The organism is Bacillus paralicheniformis, from assembly GCF_001042485.2.
GTDB classification, from domain to species: Bacteria; Bacillota; Bacilli; order Bacillales; family Bacillaceae; genus Bacillus; species Bacillus paralicheniformis.
The window spans coordinates 1-14,395 of the sequence record NZ_LBMN02000006.1 but is presented as its reverse complement, the minus strand read 5'-3'; the positions used below and the strand labels follow the sequence as shown (position 1 = coordinate 14,395).

Annotated in this window: 21 protein-coding genes and 1 tRNA gene; 15 read left to right on the top strand and 7 right to left on the bottom strand. The window is 46.1% G+C overall.

The features are described from left to right. Positions 1-13: 13 nt before the first annotated feature. Positions 14-703 (top strand): arylamine N-acetyltransferase family protein, encoded by a 690-nt coding sequence (locus ACH97_RS06290; protein ID WP_241494243.1) that lies wholly within the window; start codon positions 14-16, stop codon positions 701-703. 65 nt (positions 704-768) lie between these two features. Here ACH97_RS06290 and ACH97_RS06285 read toward each other — a convergent pair whose 3' ends face one another. From ACH97_RS06285 to ACH97_RS06275, 3 genes are all read right to left on the bottom strand, one after another. Then, entirely contained in the window at positions 769-1,044 is a 276-nt protein-coding gene (locus ACH97_RS06285; protein ID WP_020453055.1) for a barstar family protein, read from the bottom strand. A 4-nt stretch (positions 1,045-1,048) separates the two neighbouring features. Then, entirely contained in the window at positions 1,049-1,504 is a 456-nt protein-coding gene (locus ACH97_RS06280; protein ID WP_048350580.1) for a ribonuclease, read from the bottom strand. A 254-nt stretch (positions 1,505-1,758) separates the two neighbouring features. Beyond that, the gene (locus ACH97_RS06275; protein WP_048350579.1) at positions 1,759-2,454 is read right to left on the bottom strand and encodes an ArsR/SmtB family transcription factor; all 696 of its coding nucleotides are present in this window, start codon (positions 2,452-2,454) and stop codon (positions 1,759-1,761) included. Positions 2,455-2,542: 88 nt separating this feature from the next. On the opposite strand from ACH97_RS06275, the gene ACH97_RS06270 reads away from it, so the two are divergent. Next, on the top strand, positions 2,543-3,142 hold the full coding sequence (locus ACH97_RS06270; protein WP_048350578.1) for a flavin reductase family protein: 600 nt from the start codon (positions 2,543-2,545) through the stop codon (positions 3,140-3,142). A 15-nt stretch (positions 3,143-3,157) separates the two neighbouring features. Here the strand turns inward: ACH97_RS06270 and ACH97_RS06265 are convergent, their stop codons facing one another. Continuing rightward, positions 3,158-4,129, bottom strand: a complete 972-nt coding sequence (locus ACH97_RS06265) for a 2-hydroxyacid dehydrogenase (protein WP_020453051.1) — start codon at positions 4,127-4,129, stop codon at positions 3,158-3,160. 397 nt (positions 4,130-4,526) lie between these two features. Between ACH97_RS06265 and ACH97_RS06260 the strand changes: the two genes are divergently transcribed. Together ACH97_RS06260 and ACH97_RS06255 are read left to right on the top strand one after the other, a co-directional pair. Beyond that, on the top strand, positions 4,527-5,126 hold the full coding sequence (locus ACH97_RS06260) for a beta-class carbonic anhydrase (protein WP_020453050.1): 600 nt from the start codon (positions 4,527-4,529) through the stop codon (positions 5,124-5,126). Beyond that, positions 5,127-6,746: a SulP family inorganic anion transporter gene (locus tag ACH97_RS06255; protein WP_048350577.1), complete on the top strand. Its 1,620-nt coding sequence runs from the start codon at positions 5,127-5,129 to the stop codon at positions 6,744-6,746. It begins immediately after the preceding gene. A gap of 47 nt (positions 6,747-6,793) precedes the next feature. Here ACH97_RS06255 and ACH97_RS06250 read toward each other — a convergent pair whose 3' ends face one another. Both ACH97_RS06250 and ACH97_RS06245 read right to left on the bottom strand, forming a co-directional pair. After that, complete coding sequence (locus tag ACH97_RS06250; RefSeq protein WP_057957823.1) at positions 6,794-7,771, bottom strand: HD domain-containing protein; 978 nt, start codon at positions 7,769-7,771, stop codon at positions 6,794-6,796. Next, positions 7,758-8,093: a MazG nucleotide pyrophosphohydrolase domain-containing protein gene (locus tag ACH97_RS06245; RefSeq protein ID WP_020453047.1), complete on the bottom strand. Its 336-nt coding sequence runs from the start codon at positions 8,091-8,093 to the stop codon at positions 7,758-7,760. The genes ACH97_RS06250 and ACH97_RS06245 overlap by 14 nt, the downstream gene beginning before the upstream one ends. A gap of 110 nt (positions 8,094-8,203) precedes the next feature. Here ACH97_RS06245 and ACH97_RS06240 point away from each other — a divergent pair, with 110 nt between their 5' ends. Beyond that, positions 8,204-8,779 (top strand): LOG family protein, encoded by a 576-nt coding sequence (locus ACH97_RS06240; protein ID WP_023856348.1) that lies wholly within the window; start codon positions 8,204-8,206, stop codon positions 8,777-8,779. Positions 8,780-8,853: 74 nt separating this feature from the next. Here the strand turns inward: ACH97_RS06240 and clpP are convergent, their stop codons facing one another. Continuing rightward, a complete protein-coding gene (clpP, locus tag ACH97_RS06235; protein WP_003185550.1) occupies positions 8,854-9,450 on the bottom strand; it encodes an ATP-dependent Clp endopeptidase proteolytic subunit ClpP in 597 nt (198 codons plus the stop codon). A 206-nt stretch (positions 9,451-9,656) separates the two neighbouring features. Between clpP and ACH97_RS24325 the strand changes: the two genes are divergently transcribed. The 10 genes from ACH97_RS24325 to ACH97_RS06195 all read left to right on the top strand — a co-directional run. Continuing rightward, on the top strand, positions 9,657-9,875 hold the full coding sequence (locus tag ACH97_RS24325; protein WP_338399913.1) for a TM2 domain-containing protein: 219 nt from the start codon (positions 9,657-9,659) through the stop codon (positions 9,873-9,875). Between the two features lie 95 nt (positions 9,876-9,970). Next, positions 9,971-10,046 (top strand) — tRNA-Arg (locus ACH97_RS06230). A 186-nt stretch (positions 10,047-10,232) separates the two neighbouring features. Next, positions 10,233-11,219, top strand: a complete 987-nt coding sequence (locus ACH97_RS06225) for a tyrosine-type recombinase/integrase (RefSeq protein WP_048350759.1) — start codon at positions 10,233-10,235, stop codon at positions 11,217-11,219. 269 nt (positions 11,220-11,488) lie between these two features. Continuing rightward, positions 11,489-11,746, top strand: a complete 258-nt coding sequence (locus ACH97_RS06220; RefSeq protein ID WP_048350758.1) for a hypothetical protein — start codon at positions 11,489-11,491, stop codon at positions 11,744-11,746. A 93-nt stretch (positions 11,747-11,839) separates the two neighbouring features. Beyond that, positions 11,840-12,706 carry a hypothetical protein gene (locus ACH97_RS06215; RefSeq protein WP_241494242.1) on the top strand — a complete coding sequence of 289 codons (867 nt, stop codon included), beginning with the start codon at positions 11,840-11,842 and terminating at the stop codon, positions 12,704-12,706. Positions 12,707-12,719: 13 nt separating this feature from the next. Further along, positions 12,720-13,217, top strand: a complete 498-nt coding sequence (locus ACH97_RS23620) for a hypothetical protein (protein WP_053073140.1) — start codon at positions 12,720-12,722, stop codon at positions 13,215-13,217. Positions 13,218-13,224: 7 nt separating this feature from the next. Continuing rightward, positions 13,225-13,578, top strand: coding sequence for a helix-turn-helix domain-containing protein (locus tag ACH97_RS23615; RefSeq protein ID WP_048350756.1), 354 nt, complete (start codon positions 13,225-13,227; stop codon positions 13,576-13,578). A gap of 204 nt (positions 13,579-13,782) precedes the next feature. Next, positions 13,783-13,956: a hypothetical protein gene (locus ACH97_RS23610; RefSeq protein ID WP_162264442.1), complete on the top strand. Its 174-nt coding sequence runs from the start codon at positions 13,783-13,785 to the stop codon at positions 13,954-13,956. After that, a complete protein-coding gene (locus ACH97_RS06200; RefSeq protein ID WP_025810917.1) occupies positions 13,934-14,122 on the top strand; it encodes a hypothetical protein in 189 nt (62 codons plus the stop codon). Before ACH97_RS23610 ends, ACH97_RS06200 begins: the two co-directional genes overlap by 23 nt. Beyond that, a partial coding sequence (locus ACH97_RS06195) for a hypothetical protein (RefSeq protein WP_048350755.1) occupies positions 14,122-14,395 on the top strand: 274 nt, incomplete at its 3' end. The genes ACH97_RS06200 and ACH97_RS06195, both read left to right, overlap by 1 nt.

The window sequence follows — 14,395 nt, the reverse complement described above, 5'->3', positions numbered from 1 at the left end:
CAGCAGGTGACATTTGCCGACTTGCCTTTTATCGCTGCTGGCTTTGCAGTTTCCATTTGAAAATGGCGCGGTTTTAAGAAACGAACGGATTTCGATGACGAAAACAGAGCTGACGGAAGCCTTGCTGAACAATAAAAGGGGCGGTTTATGCTATGATTTGAACGCTTTTCTTTACTATGTGCTGACAGAGCTCGGCTTTTCCGTTCACATGGTCCGCGGAACGGTATTTAATGCAAAAGAGCAGGCGTGGGCGCTGACGGGAACGCATGTCGCCGTTATTCTGCGGGAAAGCGATGAAACCTATTTGCTTGATACTGGATTCGGCATCAACCTGCCGCTTGCCCCTGTTCCGTTCTCAGGTGAACCCATCACCTCAAAAACAGGAGCTTACCGTATCAGGAAAACAAAGACAGATAAAGGAGATTACCTTCTTGAAATGGATAAGGGAGAGGGGTGGCAGACCGGCTACGCATTTTCGCTGACGCCAATCGATGAAGCGGCGCTTGCGTGCGTGCGGGATGCGATTTTCGATGAGGAAGCGTCTCCCTTTAATAAAAACCCGCTCGCTTCCAAGCTGACAAAGGACGGAAAGTTAATTTTGTCGAAGGATCACTTCACAAAGCAAACCGGAAGCGGTTTGACGAAAGAAGATGTGAACGCCGGAGATTTCCAGAACATTTTCGTTCAAGCATTTTTTGACTGAAGCACCACTGCGCGCATCAATTAAATAAGCGGACGCCTGTCTGCAGCGCCCGCTCGTTTTCTGTTTTATCCTTCTGTTTTCAGCTGAAAGCCGTCCAGAGTTTCTTCGGCTTCGCGAAAAAGCTGCAAATATGCTTCGGCTTGATCGCCCAAGTAAATCCGGCTTTTTTCGATATTCTTCCACTCGATCAGCAAAGGCATGCCGACCCAGCCGGTCAGACAATCCCACAGCGCGTCAAGGTTCTCGCCATAGTAGTCCGGAAGCTCCAGCTGTTCTTTTAATGTTTGGTGAAGGTCTGATACACTCGTGATCTTGTCTCCGTTTAAAGTGACTTGTTTCATATGATCATCTCATTCTCGTAAACGTTTTATAGTGGTCAGTTGTTTTATAAACCAGTCTGTCGCTGGAATAGACGATCCGGTCTGACCCCCGGAATCCCGATGTATAGTTGATGTCGGCTTCTCTCCATACGCGTCCGGCCGCATCTGGAAGCAGCTTTTCTCTGTTTTGAAAGATATCGCCGCCGATGCTTTTTCCAGGCGCTACTTCTGCGAGATTGCCTTTTTGCGGGTCCCACCCTAATTTTGCCGCTTCTGCTTTTGTGATGAAGTTGTCAGGCAGCCTGCCGTATTTCACGATATAGTCTGCAACACCTTCAAACGTATTAATGACCTCATTTGACTGAACGGTGCTGCCTTTTTCTGCATGCGGCCCTTCAGCTGAGCTTGTAAAAAGGTTCCCCGCCAGAAAGCCGAGCGCGAGAACAATCCCAAGCGCAAGTGTGGATAATATTTTTTTCACGGATAAAGTCCTCCCCATCTTTAGACTTTATAGCATAAACATGAAGAATGTGCCTTCATGGGATTGAACAGCTGCATTTCCTCATTTCTATTCCGTCTGTAATCATATTGAATTGTACCTCAAAACATGCTCAGAAATCATTATAGTATTGTAAATTTTCCATGAAACCCGAGGACGGGAACGGATCGCCGCGGTTTCCTATTTGACTCCCGGAATGTCAGTCAAGATTTGAAGAAAAAACCAACTGCTTTTCATCAGTTCTTTTCAATGGAAATGTGAAATAGGCGGTAAAGTTCCTTTGCGCCCGCGGGCGTGACTGCAACGGCCCGTGTGCGCGGGCGCCGCTCGATCCAGCCCATGCGGATAAAAGCGTCGAGCAGTGCGGAGCCCAGGGCACCGGCAATGTGATGCCGCCTTTCACTCCAATCCAGGCATTTATGGCAAAAAGAGCGCCGTTTCTTTTTGACTTCCCCAACATCGATGCCAAGTTCCTTCAAAAATAATTCTCCTGCTTCAGTCACGGTAAAAGCCGTCTCTTCTTCTTTCAACACGCCCATCTCCACGAGCCGCTCCGCAAGTGTGACGCCGAGCGATCCAGCCAAGTGATCATAGCATGTCCGCGCTTTTCTGACCGCCCGATCTTCGGCTGACTGCCGGAAAGAGCGAATTTCAGCAGGGGGGGCTATGTTGAGCAGAGTTTCCAGCGATTGTGCAACTTTGCCATCTTTGAGCCGGTAATAGCGGTGCCGTCCTTGCTTCCGGCATGTCAGCATTTCGGCGTCAAGCAGTTTGGAAAGGTGAAAGCTTGCTGTCTGCTGTTTGATTCCCGCATATCCGGCCAGCTCGGTAGCTGTATAAAACCGGTCATCAAGCAATGCGGTTAAAATCGCGGCCCGCGACGGATCGGTGACAAGCTTGGCGACCTCGGCGATATTCGGATTCACGGTCATGACACTTCCTCCTAAAATGTAATCGATACTTCGATGTTAATTGAAATATTGGAGAATTACAATAAAAGCATAAAAGGAGGAGACCGATATGCATCTAAACAGCAAAATTATTCAGCCAAGCATTTTATACTACGGAACACCCGTCATTTTGCTCAGCACGCTGAACGAAGACGGTTCCACGAATCTCAGCCCGCTTTCCTCTTCTTGGGCGCTTGGGGATTCGATCGTACTCGGCGTCAGCACCTGCGGCAAAGCATTGGAGAATTTAGAGAGACAAGCCGGATGTGTCATCAATGTGCCGGATTCATCTTTATGGAGCAATGTAGAACGGCTCGCTTCCTATACCGGCAAACGATGCGTTCCGGAAGAAAAAAAGCGGCTCGGCTTTACATACCTTAAAGAAAAGTTTGCAGCCGGCGGATTTACGGCAGCAGATTCCCTGGCGGTGAAACCTGACAGAGTCGCCGATTGTCCGCTTCAAATTGAAGCGGAAGCCGTCAATATCCGCATTTCAGAACATTCACCGTATTTTGCCGTCATTGAAACAAAAGTGCTTCATGTGCACGCACATGAAGCGATTATAAAAGGGGAACACCACATCGATCCTCAAAAATGGGGGCCTTTAATTTATCTTTTTAGACACTATTTTGGTTTAGGACGCGAGCTCGGCAAAACATTCCGGGCCTGAATGTAAGAATGTGCGTCATCTCAGTTCTTTGACTATATCTTTTGGCTGTCTGCCCTGAAGACCGTCAATCAGGTTTTGGACGGCGCTTTTCAGCATGTTGACGTGTGTGACAAGAGTGGATGATCCAATGTGGGGAACGAGGGTCACATTGGAAAGGCTTAGGAGCGGATTGTCTTTTTCAATCGGCTCCTTTTCAAATACATCAAGTCCGGCTCCTTTAATCCATCCTTCTTTCAGCGCTTGAATCAACGCTTGTTCGTCAACGGTTTTGCCGCGGGAGATGTTGATGAAAATGGATGACGGTTTCATTTTTTTGAATTCAGCTTCGCCGATAAGGCGGTATGTCTCATCTGTGAGCGGTGTGATCAGAACAATGAAATCCGAGCGTTCCAACAATTCATGAAAGCCCGTATAAACCGCGCCGGTTTTTTTCTCTGTGTCGGGTTTGCGGCTGCGGCTGTAATAGAGCACTTCCATATCAAAACCCAAGGCCGCCCGTTTGGCGACTTGTTCTCCGATTCGTCCCATTCCGATGATGCCGAGCGTCCGGTGATGGACATCGCATCCGAACAAGCTTTCATCATCCTCTGATTTGGTCCATTTTCCATCGCGGATGTAGCGGTCGAGCTCGGCGATTCGCCGCGCTGAGGAAAGGATCAGACCGAAAGCGAGGTCTGCGACTGTGCCGTCAAGAATGTATGGTGTGTGAGTGCCGATAACCGATTTTTCTTTCATTGCTTCAATGTCAAAGTTGTCATAGCCGACGGAGTTGTTGCTGACGATTTTTAACTTCGGCGCATTGCATAATAATTCACGGTTGATTTTTGTCCCTGAGGTTAAAAGACCGTCTGCTTCCTTGATTTTTTCGAGCAGGGTCGATCTGGGAATGCGCTCGCGCGAAGTCCAAATTTCATATGTGCAGTGTTCGGCGAGCATCTCTTCGATTTCTTTTGGGACCGGTTTTGTGACATATACAAACGGTTTCATCTGCATTCTCCTTCCGCGTATCATCTGCTTCTATTATAGAGGAAAAACGGCTTCTATAAAAATCAAAGTCTGTTCCGAATAAACGCAGGACTATCAGCTCAATTATTGTTGTTTAGAAAATCATAGATACTTATTTCAGTTTTTTAATTTATTTTAATGCATTTTTATAACTATAAATCCAAATATTAGATGTTCTATTTTGCTTCCAGTTCTATTTTTATAGGTGAAGAACAGTGTAGATTTTATTATTTTAGAAAGATATAAAATTAGACTTTTTAAAATATTCAGTACATTTATAGTGAATTTTTTGATTCGAATCCAAATCGAAAAACCATGTGCTATAATTCGGCTGTAACAATATCAAGGTCATATGACTATGAAAAGGAGTGAGAGAGAAATGGCGATTTTAACTTCCATTTTGAAGCGAAATCAGTCTTTTGTAGAGGAAAAGGGGTACGAGTTTTATGAAACGACAAAATTTCCGGAGAAGAAACTTGTGATTTTGACATGTATGGACACGCGTTTATTAGAACTGCTCCATCATGCAATGGGGTTAAGAAATGGAGACGCAAAAATCATTAAGAATGCGGGGGCCGTTGTTTCTCACCCTTTTGGAAGCGTCATGCGCAGCATTCTTGTGGCTGTCTATGAGCTGCAGGCTGAAGAAGTCTGCGTGATCGGCCACCATGAGTGCGGTATGGCAAGCCTGAACGCTTCATCTATCCTTCAAAAGGCCAAACAGCGGGGGATTGATGATGGCTGTCTCGAACTCCTGCAGCATTCAGGCATCGACTTGGACACATGGATGACGGGCTTTGACAGCGTTGAAGACAGCGTCAGCCACAGCGTGAACATGGTTCGGAATCATCCGCTGATGCCTTCAGACGTTCCGGTGCACGGATTGGTGATTGATCCAAAGACCGGCCGTTTGGATGTTGTGGAAGATGGTTATTCACGTGAAGACGTTTTGCTTTCGGAAATGGGGAGGATAGATTGAATGTTACGTTTTTCAGGCAGATTTGAAGGATACAGCCTTAAACGGTTTCAAAAAGATATTGTAGCAGGAATGGTCGTTGGAGTCGTCGCAATTCCGCTTGGCATGGCTTTTGCCATAGCTTCGGGGGTGAAACCGGAACACGGTCTTTACACAGTGATTGTCGCCGGTATTTTGATTTCGCTTCTCGGCGGGTCGAAATACCAGATTGGCGGACCGACAGGCGCTTTTGTTCCGATCCTGTTCGCTATTGTGCTCCAATACGGATTTGAGAATCTGCTGATTGCCGGTTTTATGGCCGGAGTGATTCTCGTCATATTAGGGCTGCTAAAACTCGGCAAGATTATCAAGTTTATTCCGCGGCCGGTGATCATCGGGTTTACGGCCGGCATCGCAGTGATTATTTTCACCGGAGAAATCGCCAAGTTTTTAGGTTTGAGGAATGTTGAGAAGCATGAGAGTTTTTATATGAATATGCGAGAGGTTGTCATCAACCTGAACACGCTCAGCTTCTACAGCATTTTGACGGCTGTCGTATCGCTCTTCTTTGTGCTGTTTACGCCAAAGATTCTGCCGAAAGTGCCGGGAGCGCTTGCAGGCTTGCTTGTATCGACGGTCATGGCCACGATGATGTTTCCTGAACAGGTGGTAACGATCGGCTCAGCTTACGGCGAAATTCCGCGCAGCTTGCCGAGCTTTCAATTTCCTGAATTGTCATTGGAAAAAATCATTTACCTGCTGCCTCCCGCTCTTGCGATTGCGATGCTCGGCGGAATCGAATCGCTGCTTTCCGCGATGGTGGCAGACAATATGAAGGGAACAAGGCATGACAGCAATAAAGAGCTTGTCGGCCAGGGGGTTGCGAACATTGCCGCACCGCTGTTCGGCAGAATTCCGGCGACAGGCGCGATTGCCCGTACGGCAACCAATATTAAAACGGGTGCTGCTTCTCCGATTTCAGGGATCGTGCACGGCGTGTTTGTTTTATTGGTCCTGCTTTTGTTTGCGCCATACGCTTCCCTTATCCCGCTTGCAAGCATGTCGCCGATTTTAATGGTGGTCGCTTGGAATATGAGTGAGCGGAAAGAGTTTGTAAACATTTTGAAAATTAAGAATTCCGACTCTGCCGTGCTTGTCGTCACATTTCTTTTAACGGTTTGGCAGGACCTTGTATTTGGAGTGGCGGCCGGGATCCTGCTGGCGATCATCACCTTTATCGTCAGAATGAGCAAATCGTTCCGCATTAAAAAGGATGTGTCTGAATCGATCGTCCAGTCGGCTGCTGCAGCGGAAGAAAAGAAATTCCACCGCTCTGTCAGCATTTATTCTGTTGAAGGCCCGCTGTTTTTCGGCTCATCGAATTCATTGGAGGATTCAATTTTGGACAAAGGCCACCCGCCAAAACTCCTCATCCTGCTTATGAACAAAGTAGACTACATGGATTCTTCCGCAGAAGGCAGCTTGATGACGATCGTCAACCGTGTCCACCAGCAAAACGGCAAAGTGATGATTGTCGGGCTGCAGCAGCAGCCGCGTGAGCTTCTTCATAAAACAGGGCTGTTTCATAAAATCGGCAAAAAGCATTTTGTCGACAGGCCTGAACAAATATTTGACGTGACATAACTGAAGAAAACCGCCTGTTCCGGGCTGACCGAAGCAGGCGGTTGCTTTTATTCGGCGGCTTTTACATATGTGCCTTTTTTCATTGTGGCTATTGCCGTTTCTTTCATCAAAAGGACGTCTTTTGAAAGTGTGGAGGCGGGGACTTTTCTTCCGTTAACGGCGACTTTTGGATCGATCCATCTTACCTTTAAAGTTTGATGAAAAGTAAAATCGTCTTCGTCTCCTTGCTTAACGCTCTGGCTCGCTGTACTGAGCCTTTCAAGCGTTTCCCGGAAGCACGCTTTTTGCTTTAGCATCGCAAGCAGTTCCGTGTCGGTTTTGAAAAAATCGCGTCCCGTGATGATACGCATGTCAAGCGCCTTTTTCAGCATTTGGCTGAGTGTACAGAGCGCATATACATTGAGGGGATTCATAAAGAAGTCAATTACCTCTTGATAGTAAAGGCGGGTGAACCATTCGGCGTGCTCTGTCGAAGTGCAGCAGATTTCGCCTTCGACAACGGTCAGTCCGGTTTCTAAAAATCGTCGAATCTCTTCTTGGTCGCCAAACCCGTAGGCTAAAGAGTCGCGAAGCGTGTAATCGATGCGATCCGCACATAATGAAGGAGCCGGCTGCTCCAGCAGCGTCCATTTTTTTTCATCGTATAAGATATCTTCATCTTTGAATCCGTATGTATCCAGAATCCAGGGGATATCAGATTGCTTGACCCATTGCCGAAACATCTGTTCATGGTAATCTTCGTTTTCCATGTTAAATACATCATCAGCCACATGGGAAAATGCCGTATGGGAAACATCGTGAAGCAAACCTGCAATTTGTTCTTCAAGGCTTCCGCCAAGCCTGCGGATCAAAAGCATAACCCCGATGCTGTGTTCGCAGCGGCTGATGTTCCATGCGGGATTGACGAGAAAGCATGCTCCGCCTTGGTGAATCCCATTTAGACGCTGAACGGCTTTTGAATGAATGAGGTCTGTCAGCACAGGCTCCAAATCTGCCTCGCCGTAAAGGCGGTCATTGATCTTCATGATGCTCTCCTGCAAATCTTTTCGTCAGTTTGCGGCGGTGGGCATCCATCATGTCTTCCAATGAAACATCGTATATGCCGGCAAGCATAATCAAATTCCCCATCACATCGCCCATTTCTTCGATCAGTTCCTTTTTCAGTTCAGCAGCCGGCCGTTTTGCTTCATCAGGACGGTCTCTTCCGATTTCGTATGCCCTGACCGCTCTCGCCAGTTCACCGGCCTCTTCCATTAAAAATCCCATCCGGATGAAAGGTCCGTATTCGCTCCATCCCCTTTTCCGATAAAATGTCTTTGTCCATTGCTCCGCGTCTGTGATTGTCATAAGTCTACACTCCCATTTAGAAATTCAATTATATTATCGCACACGGAACAAACAATATATAGTACAATGTTAATTGCTTTTATCAATATATGGAGTTGGAGTGAGCGAAAGTGAAAACGGTATGCGTATATTCAGGATCAAATATGGGGACGGACCCGGCGTACAAGAAGAAAGCTGCAGAGCTTGGTGTTTATATTGCCGAGAAGGGGCTTCGCCTTGTTTATGGAGGATCGAGAATGGGATTGATGGGCGTGATTGCGGATACCGTATTGAAAAACGGCGGGGAAGTTGTCGGCGTTATGCCGAAAGGACTTTTTACAGGGGAAATCGTTCATCAGCAGCTGACAGAGCTGATCGAAGTGAGCGGCATGCATGAGCGCAAAGCGAAAATGAGTGAATTAGCTGACGGCTTTATCGCGATGCCCGGAGGCTTCGGTACGTTTGAAGAGCTGTTTGAAGTGCTTTGCTGGGCCCAGATCGGCATTCATCAAAAGCCGATCGGACTTTACAATGTGAACGGCTATTTTGACCCACTTCTTAAAATGCTCGAATACAGCGTTCAAGAGGGCTTTTCGAATGAATCGCACCTTCAGCTGATTCATGCTTCGGCGAGCCCCGCGGAATTGATCGGGAACATGAATGATTATCGCTACCCTGTCCTCGAGAAAAAGTGGAAGGATTTATAGAAACTCTTACATAATGAGCGGAGGTACGGTAACATAAAAAAGCTGCCGATGACTTCGGCAGCTTTTTTTGCTGTTTACTTCTGTGCGTCGATATTGCGTGTGAGCACTTTATCAATCAGGCCGTATTCTTTTGCTTCTTCAGCCGTTTTGAAGTTGTCACGGTCTGTATCGCGCTCGATCACTTCAAGCGGTTGTCCAGTGCGCTCTGCAAGAATTTTGTTCAGTTTGTCACGCAATGAAAGAATGCGCTTCGCGGCAATTTCGATTTCTGTTGCCTGACCTTGCGCTCCGCCAAGCGGCTGGTGGATCATGACTTCACTGTTTGGAAGAGCGTAGCGCTTCCCTTTCTCGCCGGCTGCGAGAAGGAACGCACCCATAGATGCCGCCATTCCCGTACAAATCGTAGAGACTTGAGGTTTAATGAACTGCATGGTGTCATAAATCGCCATGCCGGCTGTGATAGAGCCGCCAGGGCTGTTAATATAGATGCTGATATCTTTTTCTGGATCTTCGGCTTCAAGGAATAGAAGCTGAGATACGATGGAGTTCGCAACATTGTCATCGATTGCTGATCCCAGCATAATGATACGGTCTTTCAACAAGCGTGAGTAAATGTCATACGCTCTTTCCCCGCGGTTCGTCTGTTCAATGACTGTAGGTATTAAATTCATAATGCTCCTCCTTCACCTTAAAAGGTAAGTATGTAGTTTAATCATACATTTTTGGTCAATAAAGGTCAAACAAAAAGCCGCCTTCATTAAAAAGACATACTGGGGTTTATTTTTCCCATTTTAAAGGACATTCAAACAAAAGATCAACTTTACAGAGGAAAGTATAGAAAAATGGGGTCTAAGTCCATTGATCTTCAATTTAATTTATAGGAAAAAAGGAAGCCGGTTATATATGTGAACGCGGACAAGAGCGTTCAGGGTTCCAAAATAAGAAGAAACCAAAGCTGATCGTATTTCTTTTATGGTGGTTTCTCGGAGGTGTTGCCGCTCACAGATTTTATCTGGACGAGAGAAAAGACTGCGCTGTAGCCATGCTGCTTCTCTGCCTTGTCAAAACAACGGACGAAGTAAGAAATCGAGTATAATCTGAACCTGCATTGTTTCGAGCAAGAGATTGTGATTGACTTTTTAAAGAACAGCCCTTATAATATAAATTGCTGACGTTAAAAAATCATATTGTGCGCTCGTAGCTCAGCTGGATAGAGCGGTGGTTTCCGGTACCACGTCTGCCGGGGGTTCGAATCCCTCCGAGCGCGTTTTCACGTTTTAGCCCCGTCATATCAACGTTTTCCGACGGTCCGTTAAAGCGAAAAGTGTAGCGGAAGGACACGATCTGTGAAGAAACGGATTGACGTTTTTAGCGGATTTCGTGTCGCCTATATCGGACTAGTTCGAGTCTTCTACGAATGCCTTGCGGAATAATATTTCGGGAGGCTTTTTGTATGGCGATAATTAGACGAAAGCAAGGCGTTAGGTACCGGCGCGATGTAAGTCAAACGGAGCTGAGACCGTCTTATATGACCGTTCAAGACGCTCTAGATGCGGTGGTTTTGGTGTTTACAACCGAGAACTACCGCGATCGAACGATTAATGACTATCGAAGATATTTCGACGAATTTACGGAAGTAACAGGGATTCGTATGACGGACCCTGTAACGTCTGTTAGCGAAGATCATTTTCGTAGTTATATCACGATAATGTTAAAGCAACGCAAGCTATCACCAGTTACGATTAATATTAGGCTTGGCGGCATCAAGTCGATATTTAGCCGAATGGTGGAGCGAGAAATCATAAACGAAAGCCCCGCCAAGAAAATTACGAAACTGCGTGTCGATCAAACGAAAATAAAGAGCCTGACCGATTCGCAAGTAAGGCGTTTCTTTGGTGTAATTGACAAGGATACTTATGCTGGTTTCCGCGATTACGTAGCGTTCTATGTATCGTTAAAATGCGGCCTTCGTTCGAATGAGTTGGAAGGCCTTAATCCAGATGATATCGACTTTGAAAATAAGGTACTCATGCTCCCGGGGGCGATTAATAAGAACCGAAAGAATCGAATGGTTCCCATGACGGACAAAGTTGCGGAGATTCTAAAACAGCTCCGCATAGAGACAACCGAATATTTTGGGGCCGTGAGAAAAGTCTTCGTTAATCAATACGGAGAGGAAGTATCTAAGGATCATCTAAGAAAGCGGGCAGATAAGTATGCTAAATTAGCGAATTTGAAAAACGAGTGCAGGGCGAGCATTCACAGTCTTCGTCATACTTTCGCAATCAATTACCTGCGCAACGGGGGCGATATTCGGTCGTTACAAAAAATACTAGGTCACGCCGACTTAGAATCAACGCAAGTATATCTTGACTACGTAGATGATGTAGTAATCGAACAGTTTAATAAAGCGAGTCAAAACGACAAGCTCGATGTGTAACGAATTAACCTCGTCTTTTAAGGCGGGGTTATTTTTTTTGTCTAAAACGGTGCCAAGTCGAAATTACATACGCATCTATTATTGAACGCAGAAAAACGTGTGCCAATCCGAAAGTGACTTCGCAGTTATTTATGACAGCGAAATTATAAAAACGGTGTCCATTTCGGAAAGTTGATGCGCAGTTATAAGTGAAGGCGGAAAAAATTTCGAATCGAGTGTTGCAAAAACGAATACTACCTACGTGTTATAAAGTGTAAGGAGGTTTTCGAATGGCAAATGAAGTTAAGACGTTCAGTTATGAGCAACTAGACGAAAATACAGCGAAATTTCTGCGAGCCAAGGAGAATAACATGCGCGAGATTGTTGGTCGGGCATATACGGAATTAGGTCGAGAATTAAAGGAGGCTCAAGAATGTCTGGCTAAAAACCGGTACGGGTGTTTTCGTGAATGGCTGCGCTCTATAGGAATTAAAAAAGATGCAGCAATTAGGTTAATTCAGAGGTACGAGTTAATTGTCTCAAAGTGAAGGCGGAAAAATTTCGATATTGATGTCGCAAAAATGACGATCCCTGTGGGGTTGTATAAGTGAAAAATGATAAATGTTATTGGAGGGATGAGTGTGGGTGTGCCTTCTCAGTTTGATTATAGTCAGCTAGATGGAAAAATATCTGCTTTCCTCAAAGAAAAAGAAGTTGTTATGAAAGAAATTGTTAACCGAGCATACACAGAACTTGGTCGGGAGCTAAGAGAAGCTCGAAGTGTACTTTCTAAGAATGGGTATGGATGCTTCAGGCAGTGGACAGAGTCGATTGGATTGAAAAAAGATGCTGTAAATCGTTTAATACAACGTTACGAATTAATTGTCGCATCGTGCGACGAACAGGCGTCTCTCCTCGAAGACCTACCCGTCTCACTAACGTACGAAATCGCACGCCCATCCGCAGAGTCAACCGAACCGAAACGTCAAGCTAAACAGGCGGTCCTAAATGGCGAAGTCAAAACGCTAAAGGAGTACAGGGAACTATTGGCGGAGAAGGAAGCGGCAGAGGCAGCGCTTAAGCAAGCGGAATCTCAACGGGAGCAAGCGGTGCGGGAAGCGGATATACTTCGCGACAAACTCGAACGAGTCGAAGAAGCCGAACCGGAAATTCAGACGGAATACGTCGAAGTTAAAACGCCTGATCCGGAACTACTCGCTGAAAACGAACGATATAAAGAATTGTTCGGAGACATTTCGATGTATGAAGGACGGACAACACGCGTGACTAACGGAGACGCTATCACGTATACGGTTCGAGAGTTCTCCGAGGATGTTAGGAAATTCGTTGAGAAGTACGGGCATCTAACGCACTTTGCCCAAGAGTTTAACGAAATGATTGACGAAGGTAAAGAGGAGTACCGAAAGTCCATCCATGTGATGCAGACGCTTATGAATTCGATACAGCGTGCTATGAATGAAAAAGAAGCAATTATTATAAACGGATAAAGGAGCGATTTAAATGTTAACAATCAAAAACGTAAAAGACGGTGGAGTAGCTTACATCTTCGGAGCAGAATATGCGGGGGTTGCGAAGGCGTTATTTCCTCAATTCGCACAGCGGTTATTAGGCGGCAGCAATGAGAAATCAGTTGCAGAAAAACCTAAGACCAGGCTGAACGACATCTATAAAAAAGTTGAGCAATCGTTGCCTTCACCGAACAAGGAGACTACAACATACACCCGACTAAAAGGACTGTCCCATGAAAAGGCTGCAAACGAAATTATAACGATTCTTTACGAAAAGATGGGGAATGCGGTACCTCAGCAACTACGTCCTTTCTATACAGAAGTTGAATCCCGTCTCGGAGTTCAATTCTCAAGGCTCCATAAAGAGCGTCTTCGAGCAGCCAAAGGGCATGCGGGTAAGTATCCTTACCGTAAAATGGACACGATCCTTTTACACGCTAGCAGAGAGGCCGTACTCGAAATCGCAGAAAACTACGCATTCGAAGGATGATAAACGAATGACAAACGAAGAACGAGGCGTTTTGGATTTACGCGAGCACAAATTCGCACAGGTAGCGAGCAGCGTGTTATCTGACGTCAAGATTCTCGACAAGAGTGCGCAAAAGCTCGTTTATACGATGTTGTCGATGCACGCGGACAATCACAGCAAGCAGTCGTTTCCTTCGATCAAGACGTTGGCAGCCGAATGTTTCTGTTCGGAGAATACGGTCCGGGAGGCATTGCGGAAGTTGAAGGAAGTCGGCTTGATCGATATTCGCGAAAGAAGGAGTAAAGAGAGCGGACAATTATCGAACCTGTACGTGCTTCTACCGATCCCGAAAGCATTCGAAAATGAAGCCGGGGGTTCATGAGGTGAACCCGTCCCTTGCTCAAACGACAGACGAACTATACTCATTTACTATACGCATTATCTATACTCAATTAAATAATAGCGCTCATATACATTCGCGCGGATATTCTTAAATAAAAGATGTATCGCGATAAAGGAACATCTGCAAGAGAGAGCGTATGCGAACGATTGCTAGGTCTTACTAATAAACGAAAGGATGTGCGGTATGTTTACGAAATACGAGCTCGCTGTTCTATACGAAGCTTTAAATGACTTGCGCCCGGAAACTTGCGCGCTGGTACAAGATGAGCTGCCGGTTTCTGTTTCAGAACTACGCGTTAAAGTTAAGCGACTAATTAACGAAGGAGCTGACGAAAGTGACGGAAGTACAAACGAATGACCTAAAGTCGACAATCGAATTTTTACTCGACAATATGGAGCTCGTCGCCCGCCAAGTCGAACTGAACGCGGTCCTGATGCGAAAAGGAAAGGACGCCCTTATCCGCGCAGGATTCACCGAAGACCAGGCGTTTGAAATTATCAAAGCGAGAGGAGCGATGCTGTAATGACGATTGAAATCCCGATTTCCCACGATTACAAACTCACGTCAGACGAACGCAATATCATCGTAAATGAACGCTATTTCACCGATCCAACGAAAGCGCCGAACTGGCCGAAGCGTCTCGCCGAAAATCCCGACCTGGATCCATCACCAATCGCACGTTGGCGGGAGATCGCGTACTTCTCATCGGTTGATCGCGCAATCATGTTCGTCATGGATCGGCGCGTAAAACTATCGGACGCCACGACGCTGGAAGACCTCGCACGAATTATACGGG

What these genes read in the sequence shown, in the direction of transcription:
- ACH97_RS06285 (WP_020453055.1), bottom strand. Translation starts at nt 1,044, where the DNA reads ATGAAACAAGTCACTTTAAACGGAGACAAGATCACGAGTGTATCAGAC.
- ACH97_RS06275 (WP_048350579.1), bottom strand. Translation starts at nt 2,454, where the DNA reads ATGACCGTGAATCCGAATATCGCCGAGGTCGCCAAGCTTGTCACCGAT.
- ACH97_RS06270 (WP_048350578.1), top strand. Translation starts at nt 2,543, where the DNA reads ATGCATCTAAACAGCAAAATTATTCAGCCAAGCATTTTATACTACGGA.
- ACH97_RS06265 (WP_020453051.1), bottom strand. Translation starts at nt 4,129, where the DNA reads ATGAAACCGTTTGTATATGTCACAAAACCGGTCCCAAAAGAAATCGAA.
- ACH97_RS06260 (WP_020453050.1), top strand. Translation starts at nt 4,527, where the DNA reads ATGGCGATTTTAACTTCCATTTTGAAGCGAAATCAGTCTTTTGTAGAG.
- ACH97_RS06255 (WP_048350577.1), top strand. Translation starts at nt 5,127, where the DNA reads ATGTTACGTTTTTCAGGCAGATTTGAAGGATACAGCCTTAAACGGTTT.
- ACH97_RS06250 (WP_057957823.1), bottom strand. Translation starts at nt 7,771, where the DNA reads ATGAAGATCAATGACCGCCTTTACGGCGAGGCAGATTTGGAGCCTGTG.
- ACH97_RS06245 (WP_020453047.1), bottom strand. Translation starts at nt 8,093, where the DNA reads ATGACAATCACAGACGCGGAGCAATGGACAAAGACATTTTATCGGAAA.
- clpP (WP_003185550.1), bottom strand. Translation starts at nt 9,450, where the DNA reads ATGAATTTAATACCTACAGTCATTGAACAGACGAACCGCGGGGAAAGA.
- ACH97_RS06225 (WP_048350759.1), top strand. Translation starts at nt 10,233, where the DNA reads ATGGCGATAATTAGACGAAAGCAAGGCGTTAGGTACCGGCGCGATGTA.
- ACH97_RS06220 (WP_048350758.1), top strand. Translation starts at nt 11,489, where the DNA reads ATGGCAAATGAAGTTAAGACGTTCAGTTATGAGCAACTAGACGAAAAT.
- ACH97_RS23620 (WP_053073140.1), top strand. Translation starts at nt 12,720, where the DNA reads ATGTTAACAATCAAAAACGTAAAAGACGGTGGAGTAGCTTACATCTTC.
- ACH97_RS23615 (WP_048350756.1), top strand. Translation starts at nt 13,225, where the DNA reads ATGACAAACGAAGAACGAGGCGTTTTGGATTTACGCGAGCACAAATTC.
- ACH97_RS23610 (WP_162264442.1), top strand. Translation starts at nt 13,783, where the DNA reads ATGTTTACGAAATACGAGCTCGCTGTTCTATACGAAGCTTTAAATGAC.